This window comes from Paraburkholderia sp. RCC_158, from assembly GCF_041355255.1.
Lineage (GTDB): Bacteria > Pseudomonadota > Gammaproteobacteria > Burkholderiales > Burkholderiaceae > Paraburkholderia > Paraburkholderia graminis.
On record NZ_JBFUPM010000001.1, the window covers coordinates 805,988 to 830,913 of the forward strand.

Consider the following 24,926-nt stretch of genomic DNA (forward strand, 5'->3'; position numbering starts at 1 on the left):
ACATAGACTGTTAAAGCAATTCTTGGCACTTTGCACGGAACTGATATGCGCCTGACTATCCTTATCAACGGTTCCGATCCCACCGTCAGTCACGACTACGCTGTTCTATGGCTCGACACCGACCAGCACCGGTGGTCGAGGGAAGCGCATCAAGGGATCGATCTGCCCCCGTGGGGCGAACTGCACGACGAAGACGGCGTGACGACACTGTGCGCGCCGAGTAACGACGCGCCGCTTTGCACGCTACGCGGCTTGCATGTCGACCGAAAGCAGCGTGTGAGCGCGGCGCAAGGCGACGCGGCCTGGACCGCGATGCACAATCGCGCGCCGACGAGCGGCTTCTGGCGTTTGCAAGCGGTCGATCGTCAAGACGTGCACGCTGAAAATAGCGTGTTCGGCAATTAATTCCCGCGGCTCTTTCTGCTCGGTCGAAATTCCACGCGCGGGTCGTTCAGGCTCGCGCGGTAGAATTTTTTTGTTCGCGCGCTGGCGCGAAGTGAGCATGATGTGAGCGCGATATGAGTGCAAGCGCACCAAACGCGTTTCCGCGACGCATGCCCTTAAGCCGGCCTTAAGTTTGCGTGCGTAGAGTTGGAAATCCACGCATTCGGGTCGCTGCAAGGCGGCCCATTTTTTTTGCCCGCGCGAATCGCATTGCATCGCCTCATGCGTGCGCGCGACGCTATACTTTGCGCCCCTTCCCTCTCCACCGTTCGACACATGAAGAAGTGGTTCGCCTGTCTGCTCGTCGCGTTTGCCGCTCACGCGAATGCAGCGCCTTCCTGTACCCAGTTCACACCGAATGCGCAATGGCCCGTTCTGACGAATCAGAAGATGGCGCCCAAAGCGCGCATGCTTTGCTATAGCGATTTCGCCGTCATGCATTCCGGTATCACGCATGGTCCGTTGTGGTCCGCGGAACATCTGACGCGCGACCATATCGAAGCCGCGAAAGACATGGTGCGCACCAACAAGTTCTTCGAAGACGCGCGCTTGCCCGACGGCGAAGGCGCGACGCTCGCCGACTACAAGCGCAGCGGCTTCGACCGCGGGCATATGAGCCCCGCGGGCAATCGCTGGAATCGGGACGCGATGGCACAATCGTTTTCGCTTGCCAACGTGGTGCCGCAAAATCGCGAGAACAATCAGCGCTTGTGGGCGCGCATCGAAACGTCGGTGCGTAAAATCGCGATGGCGTATGACGACACTTACGTCGTGACAGGCCCGATGTTCAGCGGACAGCAGTTGCAGACTATCGGCTCCTCGCGCGTGTTCGTGCCGACGCAGTTGTTCAAGGTGGTCTATGTGCCTTCGCGGCAACTCGCGTTCGCGGTCGTGGTCGACAATGTATCCACGAACCGCTATGACATCAGGACGATTCACGAACTCGAGGCAGTATCGGGCATCCGCTTTCCGGGCATTCCGGAGAACCTCAAAGATCAGCGACCGGGAGGACTCAAAGGTGTTTAAACCCTATTCGAACGACGACGACGTGCTCAACATCCAGGGCGACGCCATGACCGTGAGCAACGGCACGACGCGCGTCGTACTCAACGGCACGCTCGAACTCACGCAAGATCAGCGCGGGCTGAAGGCCGCGCTCGCATTGAAGCAGGCGGTGGATGCGATCGTGGCGGCGTTGCAGGCGCAGTCGGCACTGCCCGCGAAAGTGAAAGAGGAACCAGACGCGAAGCCGGGCGTCGTCGATAACCCGTTTCAGTAACGTCTAAAGCACAGCGTAGTCGCATGCCGATATGTTTCCGCGACTGCGCCGCAGTTACTTTTTGTCACCAGAGCATCGTCAACTGCTGTCTTCCGGACTGCGTTAAACCGGCAGCGCTGAACAATTCAGCCGCGATCAGGAATCCAAACAGGAATCCACCGGTTCAACAAGGAGTCAAAACCATGAAGACGCTTTTCGCCGCTCTCGCTTCCGCTCTGCTCGTGTCGACCGCTTTCGCTCAAACGGCGGCACCCGCAGCGTCTCAATCCGCGCAGCCCGCGCAAACGCAGCCCGCCGGCCAGGCGAATCTGAAGGCGAGCACCGCCGTGCAAACCGGCGCGTCGGACGACAGCGCGGCCACGGCCAAAGCGCCTTCGGCAACGACCGCGAAGTCGCATGTGAAGACGTCCTCGAAGCACGTCACGAAGAAGCATAAAGCCGTGAAGAAGACGCCGGCCGATTCGAGCGCTGCGAAAGCGAAAACGAAAACGGACGGCACGCAGCAGACCAGCACCGCGCCGGTGAACGCCGACGGCGCAAAGACCGGCACGACCAAAACGCAATAACACGTGTACGGTTTCGGCGCGCACCGGCCACGCATGTATTAAAAGCTAGAAGCAGATAATCGAAGCCGGGCGAAGCCGTTCAGGGAGGGGCGAATCGTATGATTCGCCCTTTTTTCATGGCGTTTTTCAGCGGGGCAATGGTTGTGTGGCAATCGCGCTATGCCTGCACATGCGCGCATGCCATTAATCCTGTTTCGCGTTCGACTGCGCAAACTCGGCAAGCCTGCGTGCATCGACGATTTCTATTTCGGCGTAGCCAAGCCTCAACGCGCCCTGCGTTTCAAACTGCTTCAGCACCTGATTGATGGTTTGCCGCGACAGCGCGAGCATCATCGCGAGATCTTCCTGCGGCACGCCGATAACACGCCGCATGACGCCCGCGTCGCCATAGCCGCCCGCCATCAGCAGCAAGCGCCGCGCGACGCGTTGCGCGGCCGGCAGCAACGCGGCTTCTTCTATTGCATCGAAGGCGAGACGCAGCTTTTGCGTGAGCAGCAAGCCGAACGTGTGCCAATAGGCCGGCGTGCGTTCGAGCAGCGCGGCGAGTGCGGTGCGCGGCACATGAAACAGTTCGGTTTCGCGCTCGGCATACGCGTCGTGCGTTCGCGGACGATTATCGAACAGCGCGATCTCGCCGAACCAGTTCACTGGCTCTATCACAGCAAGCAGCGCTTCCTTGCCGCTCACACCCGCGGCGCCGATCCGCATCAGACCGCTCAGCACGCAATAGAGGCCGTCGTCGGCATCGCCGCGCGTGAAAAGACGCTCGCCGGCTGCGAGGCGCTCGACTCGTCCGCCGTCGGTCAATTGCGTCTGCAACGCGGCCGGCGCCGAGCGGAACCATGCGCTGCGTGCGAGCCGCGTGGCGAGCTGAGTCGGAGGAAGAGCTTCAGTCATTGAATGTGAATCGCGCCTGTGCCGATTGTCGATTGCCGATTGTCGGCTACCCGATGGTTTCAAATTTCGATCGCCGCGATTATGCTGACTTTGACCGAGGAGCGGCATCCATGAGAACGCTGACGCAACAGCTTACGCAGTATGCGGCTTACCATCGCGACCGGCGCAACATCGCCACGCATTTCATCGGCATTCCGCTGATCGTGCTGGCGTTGGCGGTGCTGCTGAGCCGTCCGTCGTTTGTGCCGGGCGGGTGGCCGTTCGCGTTATCGGCGGCGTGGCTGTTGTTCGTCGCGGCCACGCTCTATTACCTCGTGCTCGACGTGCCGCTCGGTTTGATGATGGCCGTGGTGTCCGCGCTGTGCATCGCATTCGGCGAGTGGATCGCCGCGCAATCCACGTTGGCCTGGCTCGCAACGGGTGTTGGGCTTTTCGTGATCGGCTGGGTGTTCCAGTTTATCGGGCACGTTGCCTACGAGCATCGCAAGCCGGCTTTTATCGACGATGTAATTGGCCTTCTCATCGGACCGCTGTTTGTGTTGGCCGAAGCACTGTTCGGCATCGGCTGGCGGCCTGCATTGCGTGAGGCGATAGAACGCGAGGTGGGGCCGACGCGCATCACTCAGGACCGCGCCGCGGCACACCGATAACACGCGCCGCCTCGCCTCATGAACCGTGCGGCTCCAGTCTTTTAATCTTTCAGCCGAAGCGCAAGAACCGCATGCTATGCAGCGCCGTCAGCGCGACGGCGATCCATATCGGCACATACGTGGCCAGTTGCGCGGCGCTCAACGTTTCGCCGAGCAGCGTGATCGACACCAGCACCAGCAACACCGGCTCCACGTAGCCGAGAATCCCAAACAACGCGACCGGCAACAGACGGCTTGCCGTCAGATACGAAGCCAACGCGAGCGTGCTCAGCAGCCCAAGCCCCGGCAGCAGCAGCAACCACATGTCGATGCGCCCTGAGATAAGCGGCAACGATCCTCCGCTGACGACAAACGCGACCGCGGCCGGCAGCAACAAGATCATTTCGACGGTGAACACCGCAAGCGAATCGTATTGGATTTTGCGGCGCAACACGAAGTACGGCGGATAGCCGAGCGCGACCAGCAGCGTGGGCCACGAGAATGCACCCGTCACCCACAATTCATGACCGACGCCGACGGCCGCGCTGACGACCGCGGCCCACTGCAAACCGTCGAGGCGCTCGCGATAGTAAAAGCGCCCAACCAGCACCATTACGAGCGGCAAGAGGAAATAGCCGAGCGACACTTCGAGCATGCGCCCATGCAGCGGCGCCCACAGAAAGACCCATAGCTGCGCGCCGAGCAGCGCGGCGGCCGCGATCATCGCGAGGCCGAGCTTAGGTTGCGTCACCATCCGGTAAAGAAGCTGCCGCAGAATCGGCATGCGTTTGCGCAACGCGACAAGCAACAGCGCGCCAGGCACGGTCCACACGATACGCCACGCGAAAATGTCGAGGCCGCTAAGCGGCGCGAGCAGCGTCGCGTATGCCGACAGCAACGCGAACATCGCACACGCGCTAATCGATAAGGCAATGCCGCGCTTCGGCGAATAGGCGTTCATTGCGCGGCCCGTCGCGCGGGATGGCGGCGCATCGCTATAGTTGTTGTCATTCGATGTGAAAGTCGGTGAGCGGCAGCGCTTACGTGCCGCTTTGTTGCTTTTGATCTGACGATGCAAGCCGGGCATTCTAGCCGGATTATCGACGTGGCATTCGCGGCATCGTTGCGCGCGTTCTGCGCTTTTTCGCGTTGCAGCGGCAAATTAATCCGTGCACATCTCGCGTCGATGAACTAGAACATAACTTCACGCGCGCGGGCGGCAACGTCCGCGCGTCTGCATCCGCAACGCAGCACTCCGTCGCTCAAGCGCGAAACTTGCTTCGGGATCATCCTGCAGCGTTTGCAACATCCACGAGCCGGGCCGGCTTTTCCGGACCTGCTTCCTTCGCAGCACGCATCGCACACTCGCACGCGTGCCGGCGTCCCGCACGAATCCCGCAAACCGAATGTGACTACTGGAGCCAGCATGACCCAGCCAGCCATCTCGCACGACGCATCGCCCGATCTACGCTCAGCTTTCGCCGCCGACGTCCGCGCCGGCCTCACCCATTCGCCGCAGAAAGAGTTGCCCTCCAAGTATCTGTACGACGAAGTCGGCTCCGCGTTGTTCGAAGTGATCACCGTGTTGCCCGAATACGGCGTGACGCGCGCGGAAGAACGGCTGCTCGCGAAGCATGCGGCGGACATCGTCGAGCATCTGCCACATGATGTGACGGTCGCGGAACTGGGCAGCGGCAGCGGCCGCAAAACGCGGCGCATTCTTGAAGCGCTGTGTAAAAAGCGCCCCACTTCTTACTGCCCGATTGAAATTTCGCGCAGCGCGTTGCAGTTGTGCAGGCGCGAACTGGGCGACATCGAGCGTATTTCGATTGTCGGTTACGAACGCGATTATCTGGCCGGTCTCGCGGAAGTCAGCAAGAAGCGCGCGGCCGACGAGCGGCTACTCGTGCTGTTCCTCGGCAGTACGATCGGCAATTTCGGCCGGCTTGCGGCGACGCGTTTTCTGCGCGACATCCGCAACATGCTTGCGCCCGGCGATGCCCTTCTGCTCGGCACCGATCTCATCAAGCCGACGCCCACATTGATTGCCGCTTACGACGACGCAATCGGCGTCACCGCGTCGTTCAACCTGAATCTGCTCGCGCGCATCAATCGCGAACTGGGCGGCGATTTTCCGCTCGACGCGTTCGAGCACGTCGCGCGTTTCAATCCGGACGCGCGTAGCATCGAAATGCATTTGCGCGCGAAACGCGACGTGAGCGCGCATATCGCGGCCGCGAAGCTCACCGTCACGCTAAAGGCAGGCGAGACGATCTGGACCGAAAGCAGCCACAAATATCGCGCCGACGAAATGCCTGCGATCGCCGACGACGCGGGCTTTGCGTGCAGCCATCAGTGGGTGGAAAACGAGTGGGGATTCGCCGAGAGCCTGTTAGTGGCGCGCTAGGCCAGGCTGGGCGCTTAAGGCTTTTCATAACGCTGCGGATTTTTCAACGCAGCCAGTCGAAGCGGCGCGCGATGCTAAAAATCGCGCGCCTTTTTTTTGCGTCAGACGGCGCCGCGGTTGAGCCTCTTACCGCTCAGTGCTGCTCGAAACGCTCGTAACGTTTTTCCGTCGCGCGTTCTTCGCCGCTCACTTCGGTCACGCGCGCGGCCGGCGGCCCGTGCCGCAGCCACGACAGCATCCGGTCGACCTGATTCGCCGCGCCCTGCAACATGGCTTCGACGGAGCCGTCCTCGAGATTCGCCACCCATCCCTTGATGCCGAGCGCGTGCGCCTGGCGCACCGTCGCGTGACGAAAGCCGACGCCCTGCACAGTGCCGCGCACGCGCACGTAATACGTTTCGATCCGCTCATCCAGATCCGGGGCCATGCCGTTCTCTCCTCACAATCTTTCAAGCCGGCATTCTAGTCGGGTCGCGGCGACCCTGCTTGGGCGACAGCGGCCGCGCGCGCCACGTACAATCCCCCGACTGTCACGCAGGAAACGGAAACAGAATGACCGAACAGAATCGCGATCTCGTGCTCGTGACCGGCGCATCCGGCTTCGTCGGGTCGTCGGTGGCGCGCATCGCGCAACAGAAGGGCTTCAAAGTGCGCGTGCTGGTGCGCGCCACCAGCCCGCGGCAAAACGTCGAATCGCTCGACGCGGAAATCGTCGTCGGCGATATGCGAGACGAAGCGTCGATGCGCAACGCGCTGCGCGGCGTGCGCTACCTGCTGCACGTCGCCGCGGATTACCGGCTGTGGGCGCCTGACCCGAGCGAGATCGAGCACTCCAATCTGGAAGGCACCGAGGCCACCATGCGCGCGGCGCTGAAGGAAGGCGTCGAACGCATCGTGTACACGAGCAGCGTGGCGACGCTCAAGGTGACCAACTCCGGCAATTCCGCGGACGAAACCTCGCCGCTCAAAGCCGATCAGGCCATCGGCGTGTATAAGCGCAGCAAGGTGCTGGCCGAACGCGCGGTCGAGCGCATGATCGCCGAAGACGGGCTGCCGGCTGTGATCGTCAATCCGTCCACGCCGATCGGTCCGCGCGACGTGAAGCCGACGCCGACCGGACGCATCATCGTCGAAGCGGCGCTCGGCAAGATTCCCGCTTTCGTGGACACCGGCCTGAATCTCGTGCATGTCGACGATGTCGCGGCCGGCCACTTTCTCGCGCTCGAACGCGGCGAGATCGGCGAACGCTATATTCTCGGCGGCGAAAATCTGCCGCTTCAGCAGATGCTCGCGGACATCGCGGCGCTGACCGGCCGCAAGGCGCCCACCATCAGCTTGCCGCGCTGGCCGCTTTATCCGCTTGCCGTGGGTGCGGAAGCCGTCGCCAGGTTCACGAAGCGCGAACCGTTCGTGACCGTCGACGGACTGAAGATGTCGAAGAACAAAATGTATTTCAGTTCCGCGAAGGCCGAGCGCGAACTCGGTTATCGAGCCCGACCGTATCGCGAGGGTTTGAGCGATGCGCTCGAATGGTTCCGGCAGGCCGGCTATCTGAAGCCGTAGCACAAGCATTTTGTTACAACGTCGCTGTGGTTGCGAAAGGTAAAAGCCTGCGCGCAGCAGTTAAAATCGTGGGTCTTACCAGAGAAACCTCGCATGAATCTTCACGAACAGCTCGGCGCGCTGGAAGTGGGCGTCGATCAGCTCATTCAGGCTGTCGTGGCCCCGCCGGCCGAGAATATCCCCGAGACACGCAACGAGAACGCCGCGCATGAGGTGGTGGAGCAGGCTGCGTCCGTAGCGGACGAAGCGCAAGCAGAAGCGGTTGACGCGGAAGTTGATGTTGCGGTGAACGAAGCCGCCGCAGAGCCGGTTCCGCCCACGCTCGAGATCAATCGTCCGGCGCAGAACGAAATCACCATGACGATCGGCGGTCAGACCGTCGCGCTGCGTGCCGAGCAGATCGGACAACTGATCGAGGAACTGTCGAACGCGCGCGCCTCTATGACGCCGGAGCCGCCGCCAGGCATTCCGCCGGGCTGGCGCTTCGTGTCGACGAAGAATCCGGTCATGGCCGTGCAGAAGCAGTCGAACGGCGACCGTCTGCTGGTCATGCGCCATACCGGTCACGGCTGGGTGCCGTTCACTTTTTCGCCGGACATGGTGATTCAGCTTTATATGCTGCTCACGAAGGGCTAAATGACGAAGCGGCGCTTGTGCGCCGCTTTTTTTGTTACCGCCCTGCACTGCTTCGTGCGGCCCGATGCGGGCCGCACCCATCTCAACGTTCCTGCACCGGCGCCTGAACCCGCGCCTTCCATTGCCCGCCTTTCCCGCGCCAGTAGCGCACCGCCGACGCGAACGTCGCGCCGACATAAAACAGCGCGATGAGCGGCAGAAACGGCGCCCACAGCGGCGAGCGACGGTAATAGCTGAGCATCGGCGCATACGCGCAGCACATGGCCGCCCAGGCGAGCCATGCGGGCCAGCCGGTCGGCCCGAGCACCAGCGCGGCGACGGGTGGCACGAGGTAGATGACCGTCATGCCGGCGAGCGTGCCCGCGAGCAGCACCGGCGAATAATGCAGTTGCGTGAACGCTGTGCGCGCAATCATGTTCCAGATGTCGCGCCAACTGTCGTAAGGACGCAGCGACACGCTGCGCGCCGCCACGTCGAGCCGGATCGCATGACGCCCCGTGCCGCGATGCTTGATGCGCGCCGCCAGACTGCAATCGTCGATCAATTCCGCGCGGATCGATTCGATGCCGCCCGCTTCCTCGAGCGCGCTGCGGCGCACGAGCATGCAGCCGCCCGCCGCAGCCGCCGTGCGATTGCGCGGGTTATTGACCCACGCGAACGGGTACAGCTTCGCGAAGAAGAACACGAAGGCCGGAATCAGCGCCTTCTCCCAGAACGAATCGCAGCGCAGGCGGACCATCAGCGAGACCAGGTCGCGGCTTTCGACGTCGGCGCGGGTCACGAGTTGCGCGACGGCGTCGGGCGGATGACCGATATCGGCGTCCGTCAGCAGCAGAAAATCCGCCGGCAGGCCAAGCGTGCGCACCGCCTCGATGCCTTGCGACTGCGCCCACACCTTGCCCGACCATCCCGGCGGCAACGGCTTCGCGCTGAGCACGGTCAGGCGGTCCGGGCATTGCAGCTGCAATGCCGCCGCGCGGGCGGCGTCGGCGGTGCCGTCGGTGCTGTGATCGTCGACGACGATCACGTGAAACTCGCCGGGGTAGTCCTGCTCGAGCAGCGTCGTGACGGCTTCGGCAATGACGTCGACTTCATTGCGGGCGGGCACCACGGCGGCCACCGCGGGCCACGCGTCGCGCGGCGCGGGCGTGAGCGGCGCGGCCGGCCGCGCGCGCCAGAAGCCGCCCCGAGCGAACAGCAGCACGGCCCAAATCAGCAGGGACAAACAGGAGAGAAAAAACAGAATTACCGCCACCAGGCCCATTAAGCGTTACCCTCGATTTCCAGCAAGCGTCGCAATCATTTTTAATGTGGGCGCGAAGCGCTCCACGGGACGACGTAGTTTAAGGGTTCCGCCAAAGCGATGCAGCGTGCAATTATTGCCGCCCGAATTATCGGCGCGCCGATTGAAAGTGCCGCGTGCGCCCAACACTGTGGCGGGGCCGCCAAAGCAAAGCTGGCCTGATAGCGTTAGAATGCGCGTTTGGTTTTGCTGTACCCGGCACGTCGCCGGAGCTCAAGACGCTAACTAATTAGATGGTCGCGGCGATAAAGTCAGAATTTCCGGCTTCTTCGAAACCCGCGTCAGTCGGAGTCCGCCAACATATGCGAGTCATCCTTGCCCAACCCCGCGGCTTTTGCGCGGGCGTTGTTCGTGCAATCGAGATTGTCGATCGGGCGCTGCAGCAGCACGGCGCGCCCGTGTACGTGCGCCACGAAATTGTCCACAATCGCCACGTGGTCGACAATCTGCGCCAGAAAGGCGCGCGTTTCGTCGAAGAACTCGATGAAGTGCCCCAAGGCGCCGTGGCGATTTTCAGCGCGCATGGCGTCGCCCAAACGGTCGAACGCGACGCGGAAGCGCGCGGCCTCGACGTGCTGGATGCGACCTGCCCGCTCGTCACCAAGGTTCACGTGCAGGGGCGCCAATATGTGGCCGCCGGGCGCACGCTGATCCTGATCGGCCACGCCGGGCATCCGGAAGTGGAAGGCACGATCGGCCAGATTCCGGGCAAGGTCCTGCTGGTGCAGAGCGAAGCCGAGGTCGAGCATCTGAACCTGCCGGTCGATACGCCGCTTGCCTATGTCACGCAAACCACGCTGTCGGTGGACGACACGCGCGGCATTATCGACGCGCTGCTGCGCCGGTTTAACGACATCGTCGGACCGGATACGCGCGACATCTGCTACGCGACGCAAAACCGCCAGGCCGCGGTGCGCGAGTTGAGCAAGCAGGTCGACGTATTGCTGGTGGTGGGCGCAACCAATAGCTCGAACTCGAACCGGCTGCGCGAAATCGGCAGTGAAAGCGGCGTGGCGAGCTATCTCGTCGCCGACGGTTCGGAGGTGAAGCAGGAATGGTTTGCGAATGCGCAGACCATCGGCATCACGGCCGGTGCTTCGGCGCCAGAAGAAATGGTCAAGAACGTAATTGATGCGCTGAGCGCAATGGGGCCCGTCGACGTCACGACAATGGCGGGCCGTGAAGAGAAAGTCGAATTCAAGTTGCCATCGAAGCTGATGCAACCACTCGCGGCACGCGAAGTTTAAGGAGGACGTCTTGTCTATTCCGCTGCTACAGAAAGTCCGGGTCGGCGCATACATCATGCGTCAGCACCTTTCCGGCAACAAACGCTACCCGCTCGCACTGATGCTGGAGCCGCTGTTCCGCTGCAATCTCGCCTGCAATGGCTGCGGCAAGATCGATTATCCGGACCCCATCCTGAATCAGCGTCTGTCGCTGGAAGAATGTCTTGGCGCAGTCGACGAATGCGGCGCGCCGGTGGTGTCGATTGCAGGCGGCGAACCGCTCCTGCACAAGGAAATGCCGCAGATCGTCAAGGGCATCATCGCGCGCAAGAAGTTCGTGTACCTGTGCACGAACGCGCTGCTGATGGAAAAGAAGATGGACGACTACGAGCCGAATCCGTACTTCGTCTGGTCGGTTCACCTGGATGGCGATCAGCAGATGCATGACCATTCGGTGTCGCAAGACGGCGTGTACGACAAGGCGGTCGCGGCCATCAAGGAAGCGAAGCGCCGCGGTTTCCGCGTCAACATCAACTGCACGCTGTTCAACGACGCCGTGCCGGAGCGCGTGGCCGCGTTCTTCGACACGGTCGGGCCGATGGGCGTCGACGGCATCACGGTGTCGCCGGGCTATGCGTACGAACGCGCGCCGGATCAGCAGCACTTCCTGAACCGCGACAAGACCAAGCATCTGTTCCGCGAGATTTTCAAGCGCGGCAACAACGGCAAGAACTGGTCGTTCAGCCAGTCGGCCATGTTCCTCGACTTCCTCGCCGGCAACCAGACCTACGAATGCACGCCGTGGGGCAACCCGGCGCGCACGGTGTTCGGCTGGCAGAAGCCGTGCTACCTGGTCGGCGAAGGCTACGTGAAGACCTTCAAGGAATTGATGGAAACCACGGACTGGGACAAGTACGGCACGGGCAACTACGAAAAGTGCGCCGACTGCATGGTCCACTGCGGTTTCGAAGCGACGGCCGTGATGGATACGGTTGCGCATCCGCTGAAGGCGCTCAAGGTGAGCTTGCGCGGTCCGAAGACGAGCGGTGCTTTCACCAAAGACATTCCTTTGGACAAGCAGCGCCCGGCCGAGTACGTGTTCTCGCGCCACGTCGAGATCAAGCTGGAAGAGATCAAGGTGGCGGGCAAGGGCAAGAAGGTGCAGACGGCTACGGCTGCGCACTGAGCGTTGGATCGAATAAAAAAGCGCGGTGGCTTTAAAGGCCACCGCGCTTTTTCTTTGCAGCTTTCTTTGCAGTGCAGTTATCCCGCGCTGCGCGCGTTATGCGCGGTCAGGAACTTGATCAATCCGTCGACGCCGCCCTTGGCCAGTTGATCGGCGAACTGCGTCTGATACACCTGGATCAGCCACGCGCCCATCATGTTGATGTCGTAGATCTTCCAGCCGGACGGTCCCTTGGTCAGCCGGTAGTCGATTGCGTCGTCGCCGCCATTGCTGAGCACGTGCGATTGCACGACGATGTCTTTTGCGCCGCCCGGCGCGTTGACCGGCAGAAACTTGAACTTCACGTCCTGATCGCGCAACTGCGAAAGCGACGAAGCATAAGTGCGCACGAGCAACAGCGTGAACTGCTCGTAAAGTTGCTTCTGCTGTTCGGGCGTCGCCGTGCTCCATGCCTTGCCCACCGCGATACGCGTCGTGCGCTGAAAGTCGGTTGCCGGCACGAAGCGCGTCTCGACCAGTTGCGTGATCTTCGACATATCGCCGCCGCGTGCCTGCGGATCGGCCTTCATTGCCGAGACCGTGCCCTCGACGGCACTTTTTACCACGGCGTCGGGCGCAGTTTGCGCATAGGCAGCCGTCGACACAACGGCCGCAGCCAGAAAAGCAGATAGATAACGTTTCATACGCTCAGGCAACCTGGAAAAAGTGTGCGCCGCCCGCTAGCCGCGAAGCAGCGAACCAGCAAGCACAACGGATAAGCAAGCTGGCGGCGAAAGCTGGATAGACCAGTATACCGAGATTGCGTTCCCGCCCCATCGAGCGATGCCGGCGAGCAGTGCCATCCAACGGCGCGTCCGGGAGCCGCATTTGCTACCGCCCTTGCTGCCGGCCATGCCGCGCACGCCGGCGATGCCGACGCGACTACGCGCCGCCGACGCGCATTGCCGTCGAATGCGGTCCGGTTTGCTCCGGCTCTGTATACTTGTGCACTTTCCTGAAAATGCCACCCGTGATAAGGCCAGCTCCGCCTACATGCTGAAGTCATCTATCGTTCGCCTCGTCGCCTACTCGGTGCGCCATCCGCTGCGGATCATCGCACTGTCGATCGTGCTCGCCGTCCTGAGCGGGATCTATGTCGCGCATCACTTCAAGATCAACACGGACATCAGCCGTCTCATCGAAACGGACAAACAATGGTCCACGCTCGAGCACGCGATGGACCAGGCCTTCCCCGATCGCGGCGAAACGGTGCTGGTCGTCGTCGAGGCGCGCGCGCCCGAATTCGCCGACGCTGCCGCGAATGCGCTCACAGCCGCGCTGAAGGCCGAGCCGAAGGAATTCGTCGCGGTCTCGCAGCCCGCCGGCGGGCCGTTCTTCGAACACAACGGCCTGCTGTTCCCGTCGACGGAAGAAGTCATGTCGACCACCTCGCAACTCGTGCAGTCGCGCCCGCTCGTGAACACGCTCGCGCACGACCCGAGTCTCACGGGACTCGCCGGCACGCTCACCACGAGCCTGTTGCTGCCGCTGCAAATCGGCCAGGTGAAGCTCTCGGACATGAGCCGCCTGTTGTCGCAAAGCGCCAACACGCTCGATCTCGTGCTGGCCGGCAAGCCTGCTGCTTTCTCGTGGCGCGCGTTCGTCGATAAGAGTGCGGCCACCAATCCGGCGCGCGCATTCGTGGTCGTGCAGCCGGTCGTGAACTACGATGCGCTCGAGCCGGGCGCAAGCGCGTCGAAGGCGATCCGCGATACAGCCGCTTCGCTGCATCTCGACTCGCGCTATGGCGCGAGCGTGCGCCTGACCGGCGAACAGCCGCTCGCCGACGAGGAATTCGCGTCGGTCAAGGACGGCGCGGTGCTCAACGGCATCGGCACGTTCGTCGTCGTGCTGGTGATCTTGTGGCTCGCGCTGCGCTCGGGCCGCATGATCGCCGCGGTCTTCATCACGCTCTTCGTGGGACTAGCGATCACCGCGGCGCTCGGCCTCATGATGGTCGGCGCGCTGAACATGATCTCGGTTGCGTTCATGGTGCTGTTCGTCGGACTCGGCGTGGACTTCGGCGTGCAGTTCGGCGTCAAGTATCGTGAGGAGCGCAATCGCGACGACCGGCTGTCCGCCGCCCTCGCCCATACCGCGCACAGTATCGGCGTGCCCCTCACGCTCGCGGCGGTCGCCGTTGCGCTTAGCTTCTTCTCGTTTCTGCCGACGGCGTATCGCGGCGTGTCCGAGCTCGGCGAGATTGCCGGCGTCGGCATGTTCGTCGCGTATCTGACCAACATGACGTTGCTGCCGGCATTGCTGAAGATCTTCAATCCGCCGGGCGAGCCCGCATCGCCTGGCTTCAAACAGCTTGCTCCCGTCGACGATTTCCTTGCTCGTCACCGCAAGCCCGTTTTGATCGGCACGTTGATCGTCGTGATCGGCGCGACGCCGCTGCTCACGCGCCTGCACTTCGACTTCAATCCGCTGCATCTGAAAGATCCGCATACGGAGTCGATGGCCACGCTGTTGTCGCTGAAGGATTCGCCCGAGGCCGCGGTGAACAACGTGCATGCGCTTGCGCCGTCGCTTGCCGACGCCGACCGCATGGCCGAGCGCTTGCGCGCGTTGCCCGAGGTCGGCCGCGTGACGACGCTCGACACCTTCGTTCCGGCGCAGCAGCAACAGAAGATGATGCTGATCGCAAGCGCCGCGCAGCAACTGCTGCCCGCGCTTCAACAGCAGCCCGCGCCGCAGGCCACGGACGCCGTGCGCGTCGCGGCGCTCAAGCGCGCGTCGAACCAGCTCTCGCTCGCCGCCGACGATCACCCGGGCCCCGGCGCAGCCGAAGCCAAACACTTGTCGGACACGCTGCAAAAACTCGCCGCCGCCGATGCCGCCACGCGCGACCGCGCGGAAACTGCGATGTCCGAGCCGTTGCGCATTGCGCTCAAGCAACTCGAAAACCTGCTGCAACCGACTGAAATCACGCGCGACAATCTGCCGAAGGAGATCTCGAAGGGCTGGGTCTCGAAAGACGGCCGCGCGCTCGTCGACATCGCGCCGAAAGTAAAACCGGGCGCCGATCCGAATGACGACGCCGCGCTCGCCCGCTTCGCGCATGCGGTGAAGAAGGCCGAGCCGGGCGCGATCGGCGGGCCGATCTCGATCCTGCATTCCGCGGACACGATCATCAAGGCGTTCCTGCAGGCTGCCGGCTGGGCGCTGCTGTCCATCGCGATCCTGTTGTGGGTCGCGCTGCGGCGCCTCGGCGACATGTTGCGCACGCTGGTTCCGTTGCTCGTGTCGGCGCTCGTCACGCTCGAATTGTGCGTGGTGTTCGGCATGCCGCTGAACTTCGCGAATATCATCGCATTGCCGCTGATGCTCGGCGTCGGCGTGGCCTTCAAGATTTACTTCGTGATGGCGTGGCGCAATGGCCAGACCGGCCTGTTGCAGTCGAGCCTGACGCATGCCGTGCTGTTCAGCGCCGCGACCACGGCGACGGCGTTCGGCAGCCTCTGGCTATCGCATCATCCGGGGACGTCCAGCATGGGTCGCCTGCTGGCGCTTTCGCTCTTTTGCACACTCATCGGCGCCGTGGTTTTTCAACCTGTGCTGATGGGCAAGCCGCGCCCACGTCGCGCGAAGCACCAAGGAATATAAGCATGAAACTGCGTACCACTGTGCTGGCGTTCGCCGCCACCGGCCTCATATCGGGCTGCGCGACCGGTCCTGAGCGCAAGCCAGGCGATCCGTTGGAGCCGATGAACCGGGCGGTGTTCAACTTCAACGACGGCCTCGACCGCTACGTCGCGGTGCCCGTCGCGAAGGGCTATCAGAAGGTGACGCCGCAGCCGCTGCGCACGGCCGTGAGCAACTTTTTCTCGAACCTCGGCGACCTCAGCAACGCGGCGAACGCGCTGCTGCAATTGAAGATCACCGACGCGACCGAGGACATCATCCGTTTCGCGTTCAACTCGACGTTCGGTCTTGGCGGCCTGCTCGATTGGGCGACGCCCGCCGGGCTGCCGAAGCATCACCAGGATTTCGGACTGACGCTTGGGCATTGGGGCATTCCGTCGGGACCGTATCTGGTGTTGCCGCTGTTCGGCCCGAGTACGGTGCGCGACAGCATGGGGCTGGTGGTGGACGTGAAGTTCAATCCGTTGAACTACATGGAGCCGGCGGTGCGTAATCCGCTGTATGTGCTGCAGTTCGTGAGCGTGCGCTCCGACCTGCTCGGCGCGACGGATCTGCTGCAACAGGCGGCGTTGGACAAATACTCGTTCGTGCGCGACGCGTACACGCAGCAACGGCGGGCGCGTCTGCGCGGCACGAGCGATAACGCGGCGCCGCTGCCGGAATACGACGATGAGGGCGACTCGGGCGCCGCGACGGTTCCGGCGAAAGGCGCTGCGGCAGGCGCGCCAGCCGCGCTGCCGAACTACGCGGACCCCGGCGATACGGCGGGGACGCCGGATGCGGCGTCTGGTGCGGCTACGGGCGCGCCGGCGGGGGTGCCGGCGGGAGTGCCGGATTACACGGACCCGGGGGAGGCGCCGGCGGGTGGTGCGGGTGGTGCGGGTGGTGCGGGTGGTGCGGCGACGGGAGCGAATAGTGGGGCAACGGCACCGGCTGCGGCCTCCGCGCCGGGCACGACCACGCCGGCTCCGCAGTCTGCGCCTGCTGATAATAAACAGCCGGCTTCAGCGCCCGCCGCGCAATAAGGGCCATCGGCGAGTCATGGTCCGAGGTGGGCGGGGATAGGCAAGCAGTCCGCTTATAAAGTGCCGCAGGCAGTCGGGCGGCAGATGGGTGTGCTCAGGCGGGCGAGGATAGCAGAGCAGTCGGGTTGAAGTGGCGGCAGGTGGGTGCGCCGCCGCAGGTGGGTTTGCCGCAGGTGGGTTCGCCGCAGGTGCGTTTTCGGCAAGTAGGCGTCATAGCTGAACGTCGCAGATAAGCACTGCGCGGATGGGCGAGCAGCGGCTGGCCGTGCCAGAACTGTGCGGATGCGGCGCGGGCGGCCGGGGCAAAACTACCGGCCACGCGCCCTCACCGCGCGCAGTCAAGCCACGCGCATATCCAACGCACGAGCCGCGCCCAACGCGTGCCGCGCCTGCACCAACGAAACCCGCGCTGCGCGAGCATCGACAGCCACCTGAATCAGCGCGCCAATCTGCGACGGCTGCCGCAGCAGTTCACGCAAAATCGGCGCAAGCGTGGTACTGCCGTCGTCGCGCAGTCCGGCAGTCGCCGCCGACGGCAACGTGCGCCACGCCGGATCGACAATCGCGCGGCACACGGCGAACGGCAAGCCACGCGCCGCGGCCATCGCGCCGGCCAGATGCGACTCCATATCCACAGCCAACGCGCCCGTCGAGCGATGGAGCGCGCGCTTGTCATCGGCGGACATGAGCGGTGCGGCCACCGCGGCCATTGGACCGCGCCGCAAACGCGACGCGAGCGGCGCGGTTCCGAGCGCGGCAGCGAGCCGGTTGGCCCAGGCAGCATCGGTCGGAACACGGCCGAACGGGCCGACGACTGCATCGGCGATAACCAGCGCGCCCGGCTTCAGATCCGGCGCGAGACCGCCCGCCGTCCCGAAGCTGACGATGCCCGAGCAACCGCGTGCCACCGCGGCGCTCAGCGCGCGCTCGAGCAGGTCGGCGCGCGCCGCATACACGACTTCGACGCCCTCTCCGCGTGCAATCCGCGCCTCGAAGGCCATGCCCGTCACGACGATCACCGGCAGATCGCCAGAGCCGGAGCGTGAGCCGGCATCCGCATCGGCGGACCGCCCTGTTGAACGAACCATCCGTTACATCCCGACCGCGACGCGCGTGAGCCCGTTGCGCTTCAGATGACGGTAGCGCGCCAGCGCCCACAGCGGGAAGAACTTGCGATAGCCGTGGTAACGCAGATAAAACACGCGCGGGAAACCGGTCGCCGTAAAGCGCGTCTCGTCCCACAGACCATGCTCACGCTGTTCGCGCTGCAAGTACTCGATGCCGCGCGCCACAGCCTCGTGATCGACCTCGCCCGCCGCCATCAAACCCATCAGCGCCCATGCCGTTTGCGACGCCGTGCTCGGCGCGCGCTCGTAGCCGCGATAGTCGAGCTTGTAGCTCTCGCCGCCCTCGCCCCAACCGCCGTCTTCGTTTTGAATCGACAGAAGCCATTGCGCGGCGCGCCGGATGCGCGGATGGTCGTGCGGCAGGCCGGCCGCGTTCAGCGAACACAGCGCGGTCCACGTCCCGTAGATGTAGTTCAGACCCCAGCGGCCGTACCAGCTACCGTCGGCTTCCTGCTCCTTCAGCATGTAGTCGAGCGCGCGTTGCGCCGGTTCGCTGTTCTGCGGGAATTCGCCAAGCTGCGCGAGCATCGACAGGCAACGGCCCGACACGTCCGCGGTCGGCGGATCGAGCAATGCGCCGTGATCCGAGAACGGAATGTTGTTCAGGTAGTACTGCGTGTTTTCGGGCTCGAATGCGCCCCAGCCGCCGTCGCTGCTCTGCATGCCGACGACCCATTCGCGCGCCCGCGCAATCGCCTCGCGATCCGCGCCCGAGTGCGTGAGCGCCTCCGAGCGATGCATGGCCATCGCGACCACTGCCGTATCGTCGACATCGGGGTAATACGCGTTGTTGTACTGGAACGCCCAGCCGCCGGGACGCACATTGGGCCTGCGCGAAATCCAGTCGCCGCGCACATCCAGAATCTGCAGCGGACGCAGCCACGCGAGGCCGCGCTCGGCCGCCTGCTCGGCGCGCGCGTCGCCGGTTTCGAGCAGCGCATGCGCGGCGAGCGACGTGTCCCATACCGGCGACAGACACGGCTGGCAATACGCTTCGTCGTCCTTGATGACGAGCAGCTTTTCAATCGACCGGCGCGCGATCGCACGATTCGGATGATCGGCCGGATAGCCGAGCACGTCGTACATCATCACCGAGTTGGCCATCGCCGGGAAAATCGCGCCGAGGCCGTCTTCGCCGTTCAGACGCTGATCGACGAACGCCACCGCCTCGCGCACCGCGCGCTCGCGCGTGGCTTTGGGGAACAGGCCGTCGACCGCTCGCAGCACCGTGTCGACGACACGGAAAAAGCCGAACCAGCCGACGTGCTGATGCGGCGCGCGCGCCGGCATGCCGGTGTTCACCGGTGCGCCGTGGAACAGTTCGTCGATACGCACGCGGCGCGGATTGCGCGCGAGCGGGCGCTTGGCGTTGAGCACGAGCAGCGGCACGATGACCGTGCGCGCCCAGTACGACACCTTCGACAGATGGAACGGGAACCACATCGGCAGCAGCGTGATTTCGACGGGCATCATCGGCACCGCGCGCCATGACACCACGCCGAAGAGCGCGAGCAGGATGCGCGTGAACACATTCACGGTTTCCGCGCCGCCGTGCGCGAGAATCGCTTCGCGCGCGCGGACCATGTGCTCGGCATCCACGGGATCGCCGATCATCTTCAGCGCGAAGTACGCCTTCACGCTTGCGCTGATGTCGATGGCGCCGTCGGTGAAAAGCGGCCAGCCGCCGTTCGGCAACTGGATGCGGCGCAGATAGCGCGCGATCTTCTGCTCCAGCTCCACGTTCGGCGTCTCGCCGAGGTAGTGGACCAGCAACACGTATTCGGCGGGGATGGTTGCGTCCGCTTCGAGTTCGTAGACCCAGTGGCCGTCCGGTTTCTGCGCGGCGAGAATGGCATCGGTCGCGCGCGTGATGGCGGCGTCGAGCGAAGGAGCCAGTGCGGCGGATGCTTCGGCTGCGGTGCTCGCCGTGGCCTGCGCGCCCGGCGCTTCGCCGGCGGTTTCGGGCATGGCGGCGCCCAGCGCGTGGGCTTGAGATAAGTCGTTCATCAGCGTTCCATCGGTTGATTCAGCAGCGTATCCGCGGCCTTCTGGCCGGAGCGGATCGCGCCTTCAATCGTCGCGGGCAGGCCGGTAGCCGTCCAGTCTCCCGCGAGCATCAGATTATTCCAGCGAGTGCGCGTGCCCGGACGCAGCGTTTCCTGGTCCGGCAGCGCGGCGAATGTCGCATTCCTGTCGACGACGACTTGCCAGTCCGGCATCGGCGCGGCGGGCAGATTGGCCGCCTGCGCGACATCGGCCCACACGCGCGCCGCAAGCTCTTCGGCGGGCGTGTCGATGAGCGATTCCGCGCCGTGGATCGTCGCCGACAGACGCCCGTCGAACGCGAACAGCCACTGCGCCGTTCCGTTGACGAGGCCGGTCACGGACGGCAAGCCGAACGGCGGCTCCACCGCGAAATACACGCTGACGGTCGCGGTAAAGCGAGTCGGCGTGCGCAGACCCGGAACCAGCGTCTGCGCAACGTCCGGCGGCACGGCGAGGATCGCCGCATGGTTCGCGTCGAGCGCAATGGTTTCATCGACGAAATTCAGTGCCTTTACGCGGTTCGAATTCGACGTTGCGCTCGCGCTCACGTTGGCGCTTTCGGCGAACACGAGGTTTTCGAGCCGCGAGCCGAGTTCGATGGTCGCGCCGCCATGCTGCAGCAGGCGCAACGCCGGGTCGACGAAAGCATGGCTCAGGCCGTTGCGCGCAACCAGCGGACGGCACGCCAGACCGCCGGCAATCAGCGTCTCGCGCACCATCGCCGCGGTGAGTTCCGCCGACGCCTCGCGCGGCTCGACGCCGAGCATCGCGCGAAACAGCGGAGCCAGCAGGCGGTCCCACAGCGGGCCGTTGCTGCGCATGGTCTGCGCGACACTGCGGCCGGGCTTGGCGAACAACAGCGGCACCACGCTCAGATAATCGCCGGGGCCGGTGTTCGGCACGCGCGCGTTCGGGTCGAAGACCCACCACGGCAGCCGTCCCGGCGACATGCGCACGGTCCAGCGCGCCCGCGTGGCGAGGTCGACGAAGGGCAATTCCGGCAGCGCCGGCCCCGTGAGTTCGTCCGCCGAGCCGATCGCCCGAAGGTAGTTCAGCGTGGCCGCGTTGCCCGACATGATCAGGTGATTGCCGCTGTCGATCGTCGCGCCGAGCTTGGCGTCGTAATACGAACGGCACCGGCCGCCGGCCTGCGCGGCCGCTTCGTGCAACACGACCCGCGCGCCGCGCCGCTGCAACTGCACGGCGGCAGCGAGGCCGGCGAGACCCGCGCCGACCACATGTACGAGCCTCGGCATCGGCTCAGAAAAGCGCGTAACGCGCGACGATCCACAGCAAGCGCAGTTTCGGCTTGCTGACCTTCGTGCGCGGAATGTCGAAACCGCGCTCAAGGGTCCGCTCGAGCAGCACGCGATACACGCCGGACATGATGCGCGGGGCGCGCACGTGGCTGCGCGGCTCGTGGTCCATGATCGCGTCGGACGCGGCGAAGTGTGCCTTGGCCCGCTCGGCAAGCGTCGCGCAGACGCGCGGCAGCGACGGGTCGTCGGCGATCTGCGCCGGGTTTTCGACCGCGATGCCTTCGCGCGCCAGCAACTCGCGCGGCAGATAGCAACGGTTGATGCCGGCGTCTTCGTCGATGTCGCGAAGAATGTTCGTGAGCTGCAGCGCGCGGCCCAGATGGTGCGCCAGCAAACGGCCCGGCTCCTCCTGCATCCCGAATATTCTCACCGATAGACGGCCCGCCGCACTCGCGACGCGGTCGCAATACAGGTCGAGCGTGGCTTCGTCGGGCGCGCAGATGTCGCCGGCGGCGTCCATCGCCATGCCGTCGATCATCGCGTGAAAATCCTCGCGCTGCAGATGGAACGTGTGAATGTGCCGCGTCAGCGCGCGCAACGAAGCGCGCGGCGCACCCGCGTAGCAGGCGTCGATGTCGGCGCGCCAGCGCTCGAGCGCGGCGGCGCGGTCGGCGCGCGGCAGATCGCTGTCGGCGATGTCGTCGACGGCGCGGCAAAAAGCGTAGACCTGATACATCGCGTCGCGCTGCGCGGCCGGCAGGATGCGCATTGCGAGATAGAACGAGCTGCCGGATGTGGCGGCAGCGGCGTCGATTTCAGTATCGTCCACGACAAGATTGGAAACAGCCAAGACGATCTCCGCAGGAGGGCGCCCGCTGAAAGGCGTTCAGGAATTTTTTATGCCTCGCCGCAGGGCGGGCGGTCCACGCGCGCGGACACGCGCGAAACAGACGGCTGGGATGCCGGAAACGGCGAAAAGTATATCAACGTTTGTCGGACGACGCAGTTTCCGCTGCTGTATACGGGGGCGAGCCGCCAGATCGCCCGGCGACAGACGATGTCACGTCAACGCCACCGAGCGGTTGCGTCCTTGCCGCTTGGCGCTGTAAAGCGCCGCATCGGCCTCGTTGATCAGCACCTCGTAGGCGGGCAAGCCTGGGCGCGCGGCCGCGCCACCCACGCTCGCCGTCACGGGCACGCTGGTGCCCTGCACTTCGACCGGCGTATCCGCGATCGTGCAGCGGATTTTTTCGGCGACGCGCATTGCGTCCTCGAGCGGCGTGCACGGCAGCAGCAACGCGAACTCCTCGCCACCGAAACGCCCAAACGTGTCCTGCGCCCGCACGACTCCGGCGACGCGCTGCGCCATCACGCGCAGCACCGTATCGCCGACGCCGTGGCCGAACTGGTCGTTGATCTTCTTGAAATGATCGAGATCGAACAGCAGCACCGACATATCGCCGCCGTAGCGCTGCCAGCGCGTGTATTCGTCGAGCAGACGCGCCTCGAAATAGCGGCGGTTGGCAATGCCGGTGAGGCCGTCGCGGTCCGCGTACTCCTGCAACTTCGCGACGGCCTCTTCGCGCTCGCGCTGCACGATGCTCACGTGCGTCACATCGGAGATCGTCACGCACACGGCCACCACTTCGCGCTCGCGCGTGAGCGGCATGAACGTGCAGTCCTGCTGCATGTAATCGACACCGCCCGTGATCGGCCGGTCATGATCGAACTTGAACAGATACGGGCGCTGCTCCCACGAACTGAACGCGAAACTGCCCAACTGAAACACGCTTTCGATCTTGCGCGACAACCACACGCGCGGCAGTTCGGGAAAATGGACGAACAGCGATTTGCCGACCACCTGTTCCGCCGACAAACCGCTGTGGTCCTGCATGAACCGATTCCACATCAGCACGTTCATGTCGCGATCCAGCACGAAAATGCCGAAGCCGACACGCTCCACGACCAGGTCGCTCAACGATTGCGCGGGCGAGCTCATAGGCTGGACAGCAACGCGTCGAGCGCGTCGTTCATGTGGCGGATGGATTCTTCCGCCATCAGCATCACGAGATGCGCGCGGAAGCTCTGGTCTTCGAGCGTGAAATTGACCTCGACGAGCAGCGCGACTTCCCATTGCAGCACGCCCGGCTGGAACACTTCGTCGAGCGTCATGGCGTCGCCGAGAAGACCGGGCGCGGAGAACACCGGCGTGCGGCCGAGCTGGTCGAGGATGCATGACACGCACGCGCCGGTCAGCACGTTGGCGACGTCGAACATCAACTCTTTCTGGCTCACCGATTCGTAGGCCGAGCGCGAGTACGGATCGCTCACGAGCGCACACAGATCGTCGACGCTGTCGCTGCGGCAAATCACCAGCGCCTCGCCCTTGATGTCCGAGCGGAAACCCTGGCGCACCGCGCTCACCGGGTCTTCGATCCCGGTCATCTCGCGCAGCGCCTGCGCCGCCTCGCTGACCGCCACCACCCTTACGCGCGGCACCGACAACTCAATGAACGAATCGAGCAGCCGGGCGAGACGCGTCGCGGCTTGACCCATCGCCAGATTGGCGACCTCTTGCAGCGCGTCGCGCTGATCTTCGGTGAGGACTGGCTCAGACATACAACCCGTACTCCTTGAGGATGGGCAGTACCGCCTCGGGCGTCACGGGCTTGGCGATGAACGCCGCGGCGCCGAGCGCGCGCACGCGCGCCTGGGCCATCGGCTGAATATCGGCTGAGACGACGATGACGAAGGTATTCAGATCCTCATGCTGCAACGCCTCGAGCACCTGATAGCCGTTCATGTCCGGCATGGTCAGGTCGAGGAACATCACCGAGGCTTTCCCTTGACGATACAAAGCGAGCGCTTCGCGTCCGTTCGTGGCGTAGGACACGTCGACGTCCCAATCCGGCGGCAATGCCTTGGTGAGCACCTTGCGGGCAAGCAATGAATCATCGGCGATCACGATAGGCAAAGGCATGGCGGACGAAAGACGGAATGAGCTCGTGCGTGTTAACGGCGGATAGCGGGATCTCTTTAGGGAGAAGTCTGACGGCGCGCGGCGAACCGCCCCGATGCTGGCGGGAAAGCGGAGAACGGCAAGACGTGGAGAAGGCGCGGCGACGCGCGCCTGGCGTAACCATTGCTCGCGCAGGAATGCGCGCGTGTGCGGCGGACGACGGCTATGACCGGCATGTGCTGAGCCTACCCCGTATATGAATCGGCGCGGCTCGCTGAACCTGGCTGATTCCGTGCCGCGCGCGCGTGGTTTCCGCGAACGCCGGCACTCACGCGCGTACGCATGATCCGGTGCCCTCGCGGCGTGTGCGTTCGAACATGGCGGACGCACTTTTTATCGTGCGTCGATTCTCGAAGTAAAGCAGCCGAAAAGCAATACACGGTATTCGCGTCGCGCTAACAATATCTTCCTTGGTTCGAGGCTTTTCGAAAACATACGCGCCGCATAATAATCGTTTTTATACCGTTTATACTTTTGTGTACGTTTGCGCTTCTCGATTTGTCACTGTTTTAAAAGGGCGACGAATTACGCATTAAAGCGGCAAGCCCAGTTCATAACGGTAACTTCTACCGCCGTTCTGCGACTATGCTTCTCGTATCCTTTCTTTTTCCGCCTTGAAACACCGAG

At 63.9% G+C, this 24,926-nt stretch carries 24 protein-coding genes; 12 read left to right on the plus strand and 12 right to left on the minus strand.

All coding sequences use genetic code 11. The annotated features are described in order from the left end of the window. The first annotated feature begins 45 nt into the window (after positions 1 to 45). The 4 genes from AB6809_RS03660 (at position 46) to AB6809_RS03675 (ending at position 2,289) form a co-directional block, all read left to right on the plus strand. Complete coding sequence (locus tag AB6809_RS03660; RefSeq protein ID WP_006047386.1) at positions 46 to 405, plus strand: DUF3564 domain-containing protein; 360 nt, start codon at positions 46 to 48, stop codon at positions 403 to 405. A 315-nt stretch (positions 406 to 720) separates the two neighbouring features. After that, positions 721 to 1,470, plus strand: coding sequence for a DNA/RNA non-specific endonuclease (locus AB6809_RS03665; protein WP_053859779.1), 750 nt, complete (start codon positions 721 to 723; stop codon positions 1,468 to 1,470). Further along, on the plus strand, positions 1,463 to 1,723 hold the full coding sequence (locus AB6809_RS03670; protein WP_029967246.1) for a hypothetical protein: 261 nt from the start codon (positions 1,463 to 1,465) through the stop codon (positions 1,721 to 1,723). Before AB6809_RS03665 ends, AB6809_RS03670 begins: the two co-directional genes overlap by 8 nt. 182 nt (positions 1,724 to 1,905) lie before the next feature. Then, positions 1,906 to 2,289: a hypothetical protein gene (locus tag AB6809_RS03675; protein WP_029967247.1), complete on the plus strand. Its 384-nt coding sequence runs from the start codon at positions 1,906 to 1,908 to the stop codon at positions 2,287 to 2,289. Positions 2,290 to 2,472: 183 nt separating this feature from the next. Here the strand turns inward: AB6809_RS03675 and AB6809_RS03680 are convergent, their stop codons facing one another. Beyond that, positions 2,473 to 3,186 (minus strand): Crp/Fnr family transcriptional regulator, encoded by a 714-nt coding sequence (locus tag AB6809_RS03680; protein WP_371026000.1) that lies wholly within the window; start codon positions 3,184 to 3,186, stop codon positions 2,473 to 2,475. 110 nt (positions 3,187 to 3,296) lie between these two features. On the opposite strand from AB6809_RS03680, the gene AB6809_RS03685 reads away from it, so the two are divergent. Beyond that, the gene (locus AB6809_RS03685; protein WP_307260352.1) at positions 3,297 to 3,836 is read left to right on the plus strand and encodes a DUF962 domain-containing protein; all 540 of its coding nucleotides are present in this window, start codon (positions 3,297 to 3,299) and stop codon (positions 3,834 to 3,836) included. Positions 3,837 to 3,885: 49 nt separating this feature from the next. On the opposite strand, the gene rarD is transcribed toward AB6809_RS03685, so the two are convergent. Next, positions 3,886 to 4,776 carry an EamA family transporter RarD gene (gene rarD, locus AB6809_RS03690; RefSeq protein WP_029967251.1) on the minus strand — a complete coding sequence of 297 codons (891 nt, stop codon included), beginning with the start codon at positions 4,774 to 4,776 and terminating at the stop codon, positions 3,886 to 3,888. Between the two features lie 465 nt (positions 4,777 to 5,241). On the opposite strand from rarD, the gene egtD reads away from it, so the two are divergent. Continuing rightward, positions 5,242 to 6,222, plus strand: coding sequence for an L-histidine N(alpha)-methyltransferase (gene egtD / locus AB6809_RS03695; protein ID WP_006047432.1), 981 nt, complete (start codon positions 5,242 to 5,244; stop codon positions 6,220 to 6,222). 133 nt (positions 6,223 to 6,355) lie between these two features. Here egtD and AB6809_RS03700 read toward each other — a convergent pair whose 3' ends face one another. Next, on the minus strand, positions 6,356 to 6,649 hold the full coding sequence (locus AB6809_RS03700) for an acylphosphatase (RefSeq protein ID WP_006047433.1): 294 nt from the start codon (positions 6,647 to 6,649) through the stop codon (positions 6,356 to 6,358). Between the two features lie 125 nt (positions 6,650 to 6,774). On the opposite strand from AB6809_RS03700, the gene hpnA reads away from it, so the two are divergent. Further along, positions 6,775 to 7,785 (plus strand): hopanoid-associated sugar epimerase, encoded by a 1,011-nt coding sequence (gene hpnA / locus AB6809_RS03705; RefSeq protein ID WP_029967254.1) that lies wholly within the window; start codon positions 6,775 to 6,777, stop codon positions 7,783 to 7,785. A gap of 93 nt (positions 7,786 to 7,878) precedes the next feature. After that, the gene (locus tag AB6809_RS03710) at positions 7,879 to 8,421 is read left to right on the plus strand and encodes a hypothetical protein (protein WP_029967256.1); all 543 of its coding nucleotides are present in this window, start codon (positions 7,879 to 7,881) and stop codon (positions 8,419 to 8,421) included. Between the two features lie 82 nt (positions 8,422 to 8,503). On the opposite strand, the gene AB6809_RS03715 is transcribed toward AB6809_RS03710, so the two are convergent. Beyond that, positions 8,504 to 9,685, minus strand: a complete 1,182-nt coding sequence (locus AB6809_RS03715; RefSeq protein WP_029967257.1) for a glycosyltransferase — start codon at positions 9,683 to 9,685, stop codon at positions 8,504 to 8,506. A gap of 341 nt (positions 9,686 to 10,026) precedes the next feature. Here AB6809_RS03715 and ispH point away from each other — a divergent pair, with 341 nt between their 5' ends. Together ispH and hpnH are read left to right on the plus strand one after the other, a co-directional pair. Next, positions 10,027 to 10,971, plus strand: a complete 945-nt coding sequence (ispH, locus tag AB6809_RS03720; protein ID WP_006047437.1) for a 4-hydroxy-3-methylbut-2-enyl diphosphate reductase — start codon at positions 10,027 to 10,029, stop codon at positions 10,969 to 10,971. A 10-nt stretch (positions 10,972 to 10,981) separates the two neighbouring features. Further along, positions 10,982 to 12,136, plus strand: coding sequence for an adenosyl-hopene transferase HpnH (hpnH, locus tag AB6809_RS03725; protein ID WP_006047438.1), 1,155 nt, complete (start codon positions 10,982 to 10,984; stop codon positions 12,134 to 12,136). 77 nt (positions 12,137 to 12,213) lie between these two features. Here the strand turns inward: hpnH and AB6809_RS03730 are convergent, their stop codons facing one another. Then, positions 12,214 to 12,819 (minus strand): phospholipid-binding protein MlaC, encoded by a 606-nt coding sequence (locus AB6809_RS03730; protein WP_006047439.1) that lies wholly within the window; start codon positions 12,817 to 12,819, stop codon positions 12,214 to 12,216. Positions 12,820 to 13,168: 349 nt separating this feature from the next. Between AB6809_RS03730 and AB6809_RS03735 the strand changes: the two genes are divergently transcribed. Together AB6809_RS03735 and AB6809_RS03740 are read left to right on the plus strand one after the other, a co-directional pair. Further along, positions 13,169 to 15,784, plus strand: a complete 2,616-nt coding sequence (locus AB6809_RS03735; protein WP_029967259.1) for an MMPL family transporter — start codon at positions 13,169 to 13,171, stop codon at positions 15,782 to 15,784. Positions 15,785 to 15,786: 2 nt separating this feature from the next. After that, complete coding sequence (locus AB6809_RS03740; RefSeq protein ID WP_371026001.1) at positions 15,787 to 16,848, plus strand: VacJ family lipoprotein; 1,062 nt, start codon at positions 15,787 to 15,789, stop codon at positions 16,846 to 16,848. A 338-nt stretch (positions 16,849 to 17,186) separates the two neighbouring features. Here the strand turns inward: AB6809_RS03740 and AB6809_RS03745 are convergent, their stop codons facing one another. The 7 genes from AB6809_RS03745 to AB6809_RS03775 all read right to left on the minus strand — a co-directional run bounded on the left by AB6809_RS03745 (position 17,187) and on the right by AB6809_RS03775 (position 24,260). Continuing rightward, positions 17,187 to 17,936, minus strand: a complete 750-nt coding sequence (locus AB6809_RS03745) for a phosphorylase (protein WP_371026002.1) — start codon at positions 17,934 to 17,936, stop codon at positions 17,187 to 17,189. A gap of 3 nt (positions 17,937 to 17,939) precedes the next feature. Then, a complete protein-coding gene (gene shc, locus AB6809_RS03750) occupies positions 17,940 to 19,982 on the minus strand; it encodes a squalene--hopene cyclase (protein ID WP_371026003.1) in 2,043 nt (680 codons plus the stop codon). Further along, a complete protein-coding gene (gene hpnE / locus AB6809_RS03755; protein WP_371026005.1) occupies positions 19,982 to 21,277 on the minus strand; it encodes a hydroxysqualene dehydroxylase HpnE in 1,296 nt (431 codons plus the stop codon). The genes shc and hpnE overlap by 1 nt, the downstream gene beginning before the upstream one ends. Before the next feature lie 4 nt (positions 21,278 to 21,281). Continuing rightward, the gene (gene hpnD / locus AB6809_RS03760; RefSeq protein ID WP_029967266.1) at positions 21,282 to 22,130 is read right to left on the minus strand and encodes a presqualene diphosphate synthase HpnD; all 849 of its coding nucleotides are present in this window, start codon (positions 22,128 to 22,130) and stop codon (positions 21,282 to 21,284) included. Positions 22,131 to 22,340: 210 nt separating this feature from the next. Then, entirely contained in the window at positions 22,341 to 23,279 is a 939-nt protein-coding gene (locus tag AB6809_RS03765; protein WP_006047446.1) for a diguanylate cyclase, read from the minus strand. Further along, entirely contained in the window at positions 23,276 to 23,899 is a 624-nt protein-coding gene (locus AB6809_RS03770) for a chemotaxis protein CheC (protein ID WP_006047447.1), read from the minus strand. Before AB6809_RS03770 ends, AB6809_RS03765 begins: the two co-directional genes overlap by 4 nt. Continuing rightward, positions 23,892 to 24,260, minus strand: coding sequence for a response regulator (locus tag AB6809_RS03775; protein WP_006047448.1), 369 nt, complete (start codon positions 24,258 to 24,260; stop codon positions 23,892 to 23,894). The genes AB6809_RS03770 and AB6809_RS03775 overlap by 8 nt, the downstream gene beginning before the upstream one ends. Between the last annotated feature and the right edge of the window lie 666 nt (positions 24,261 to 24,926).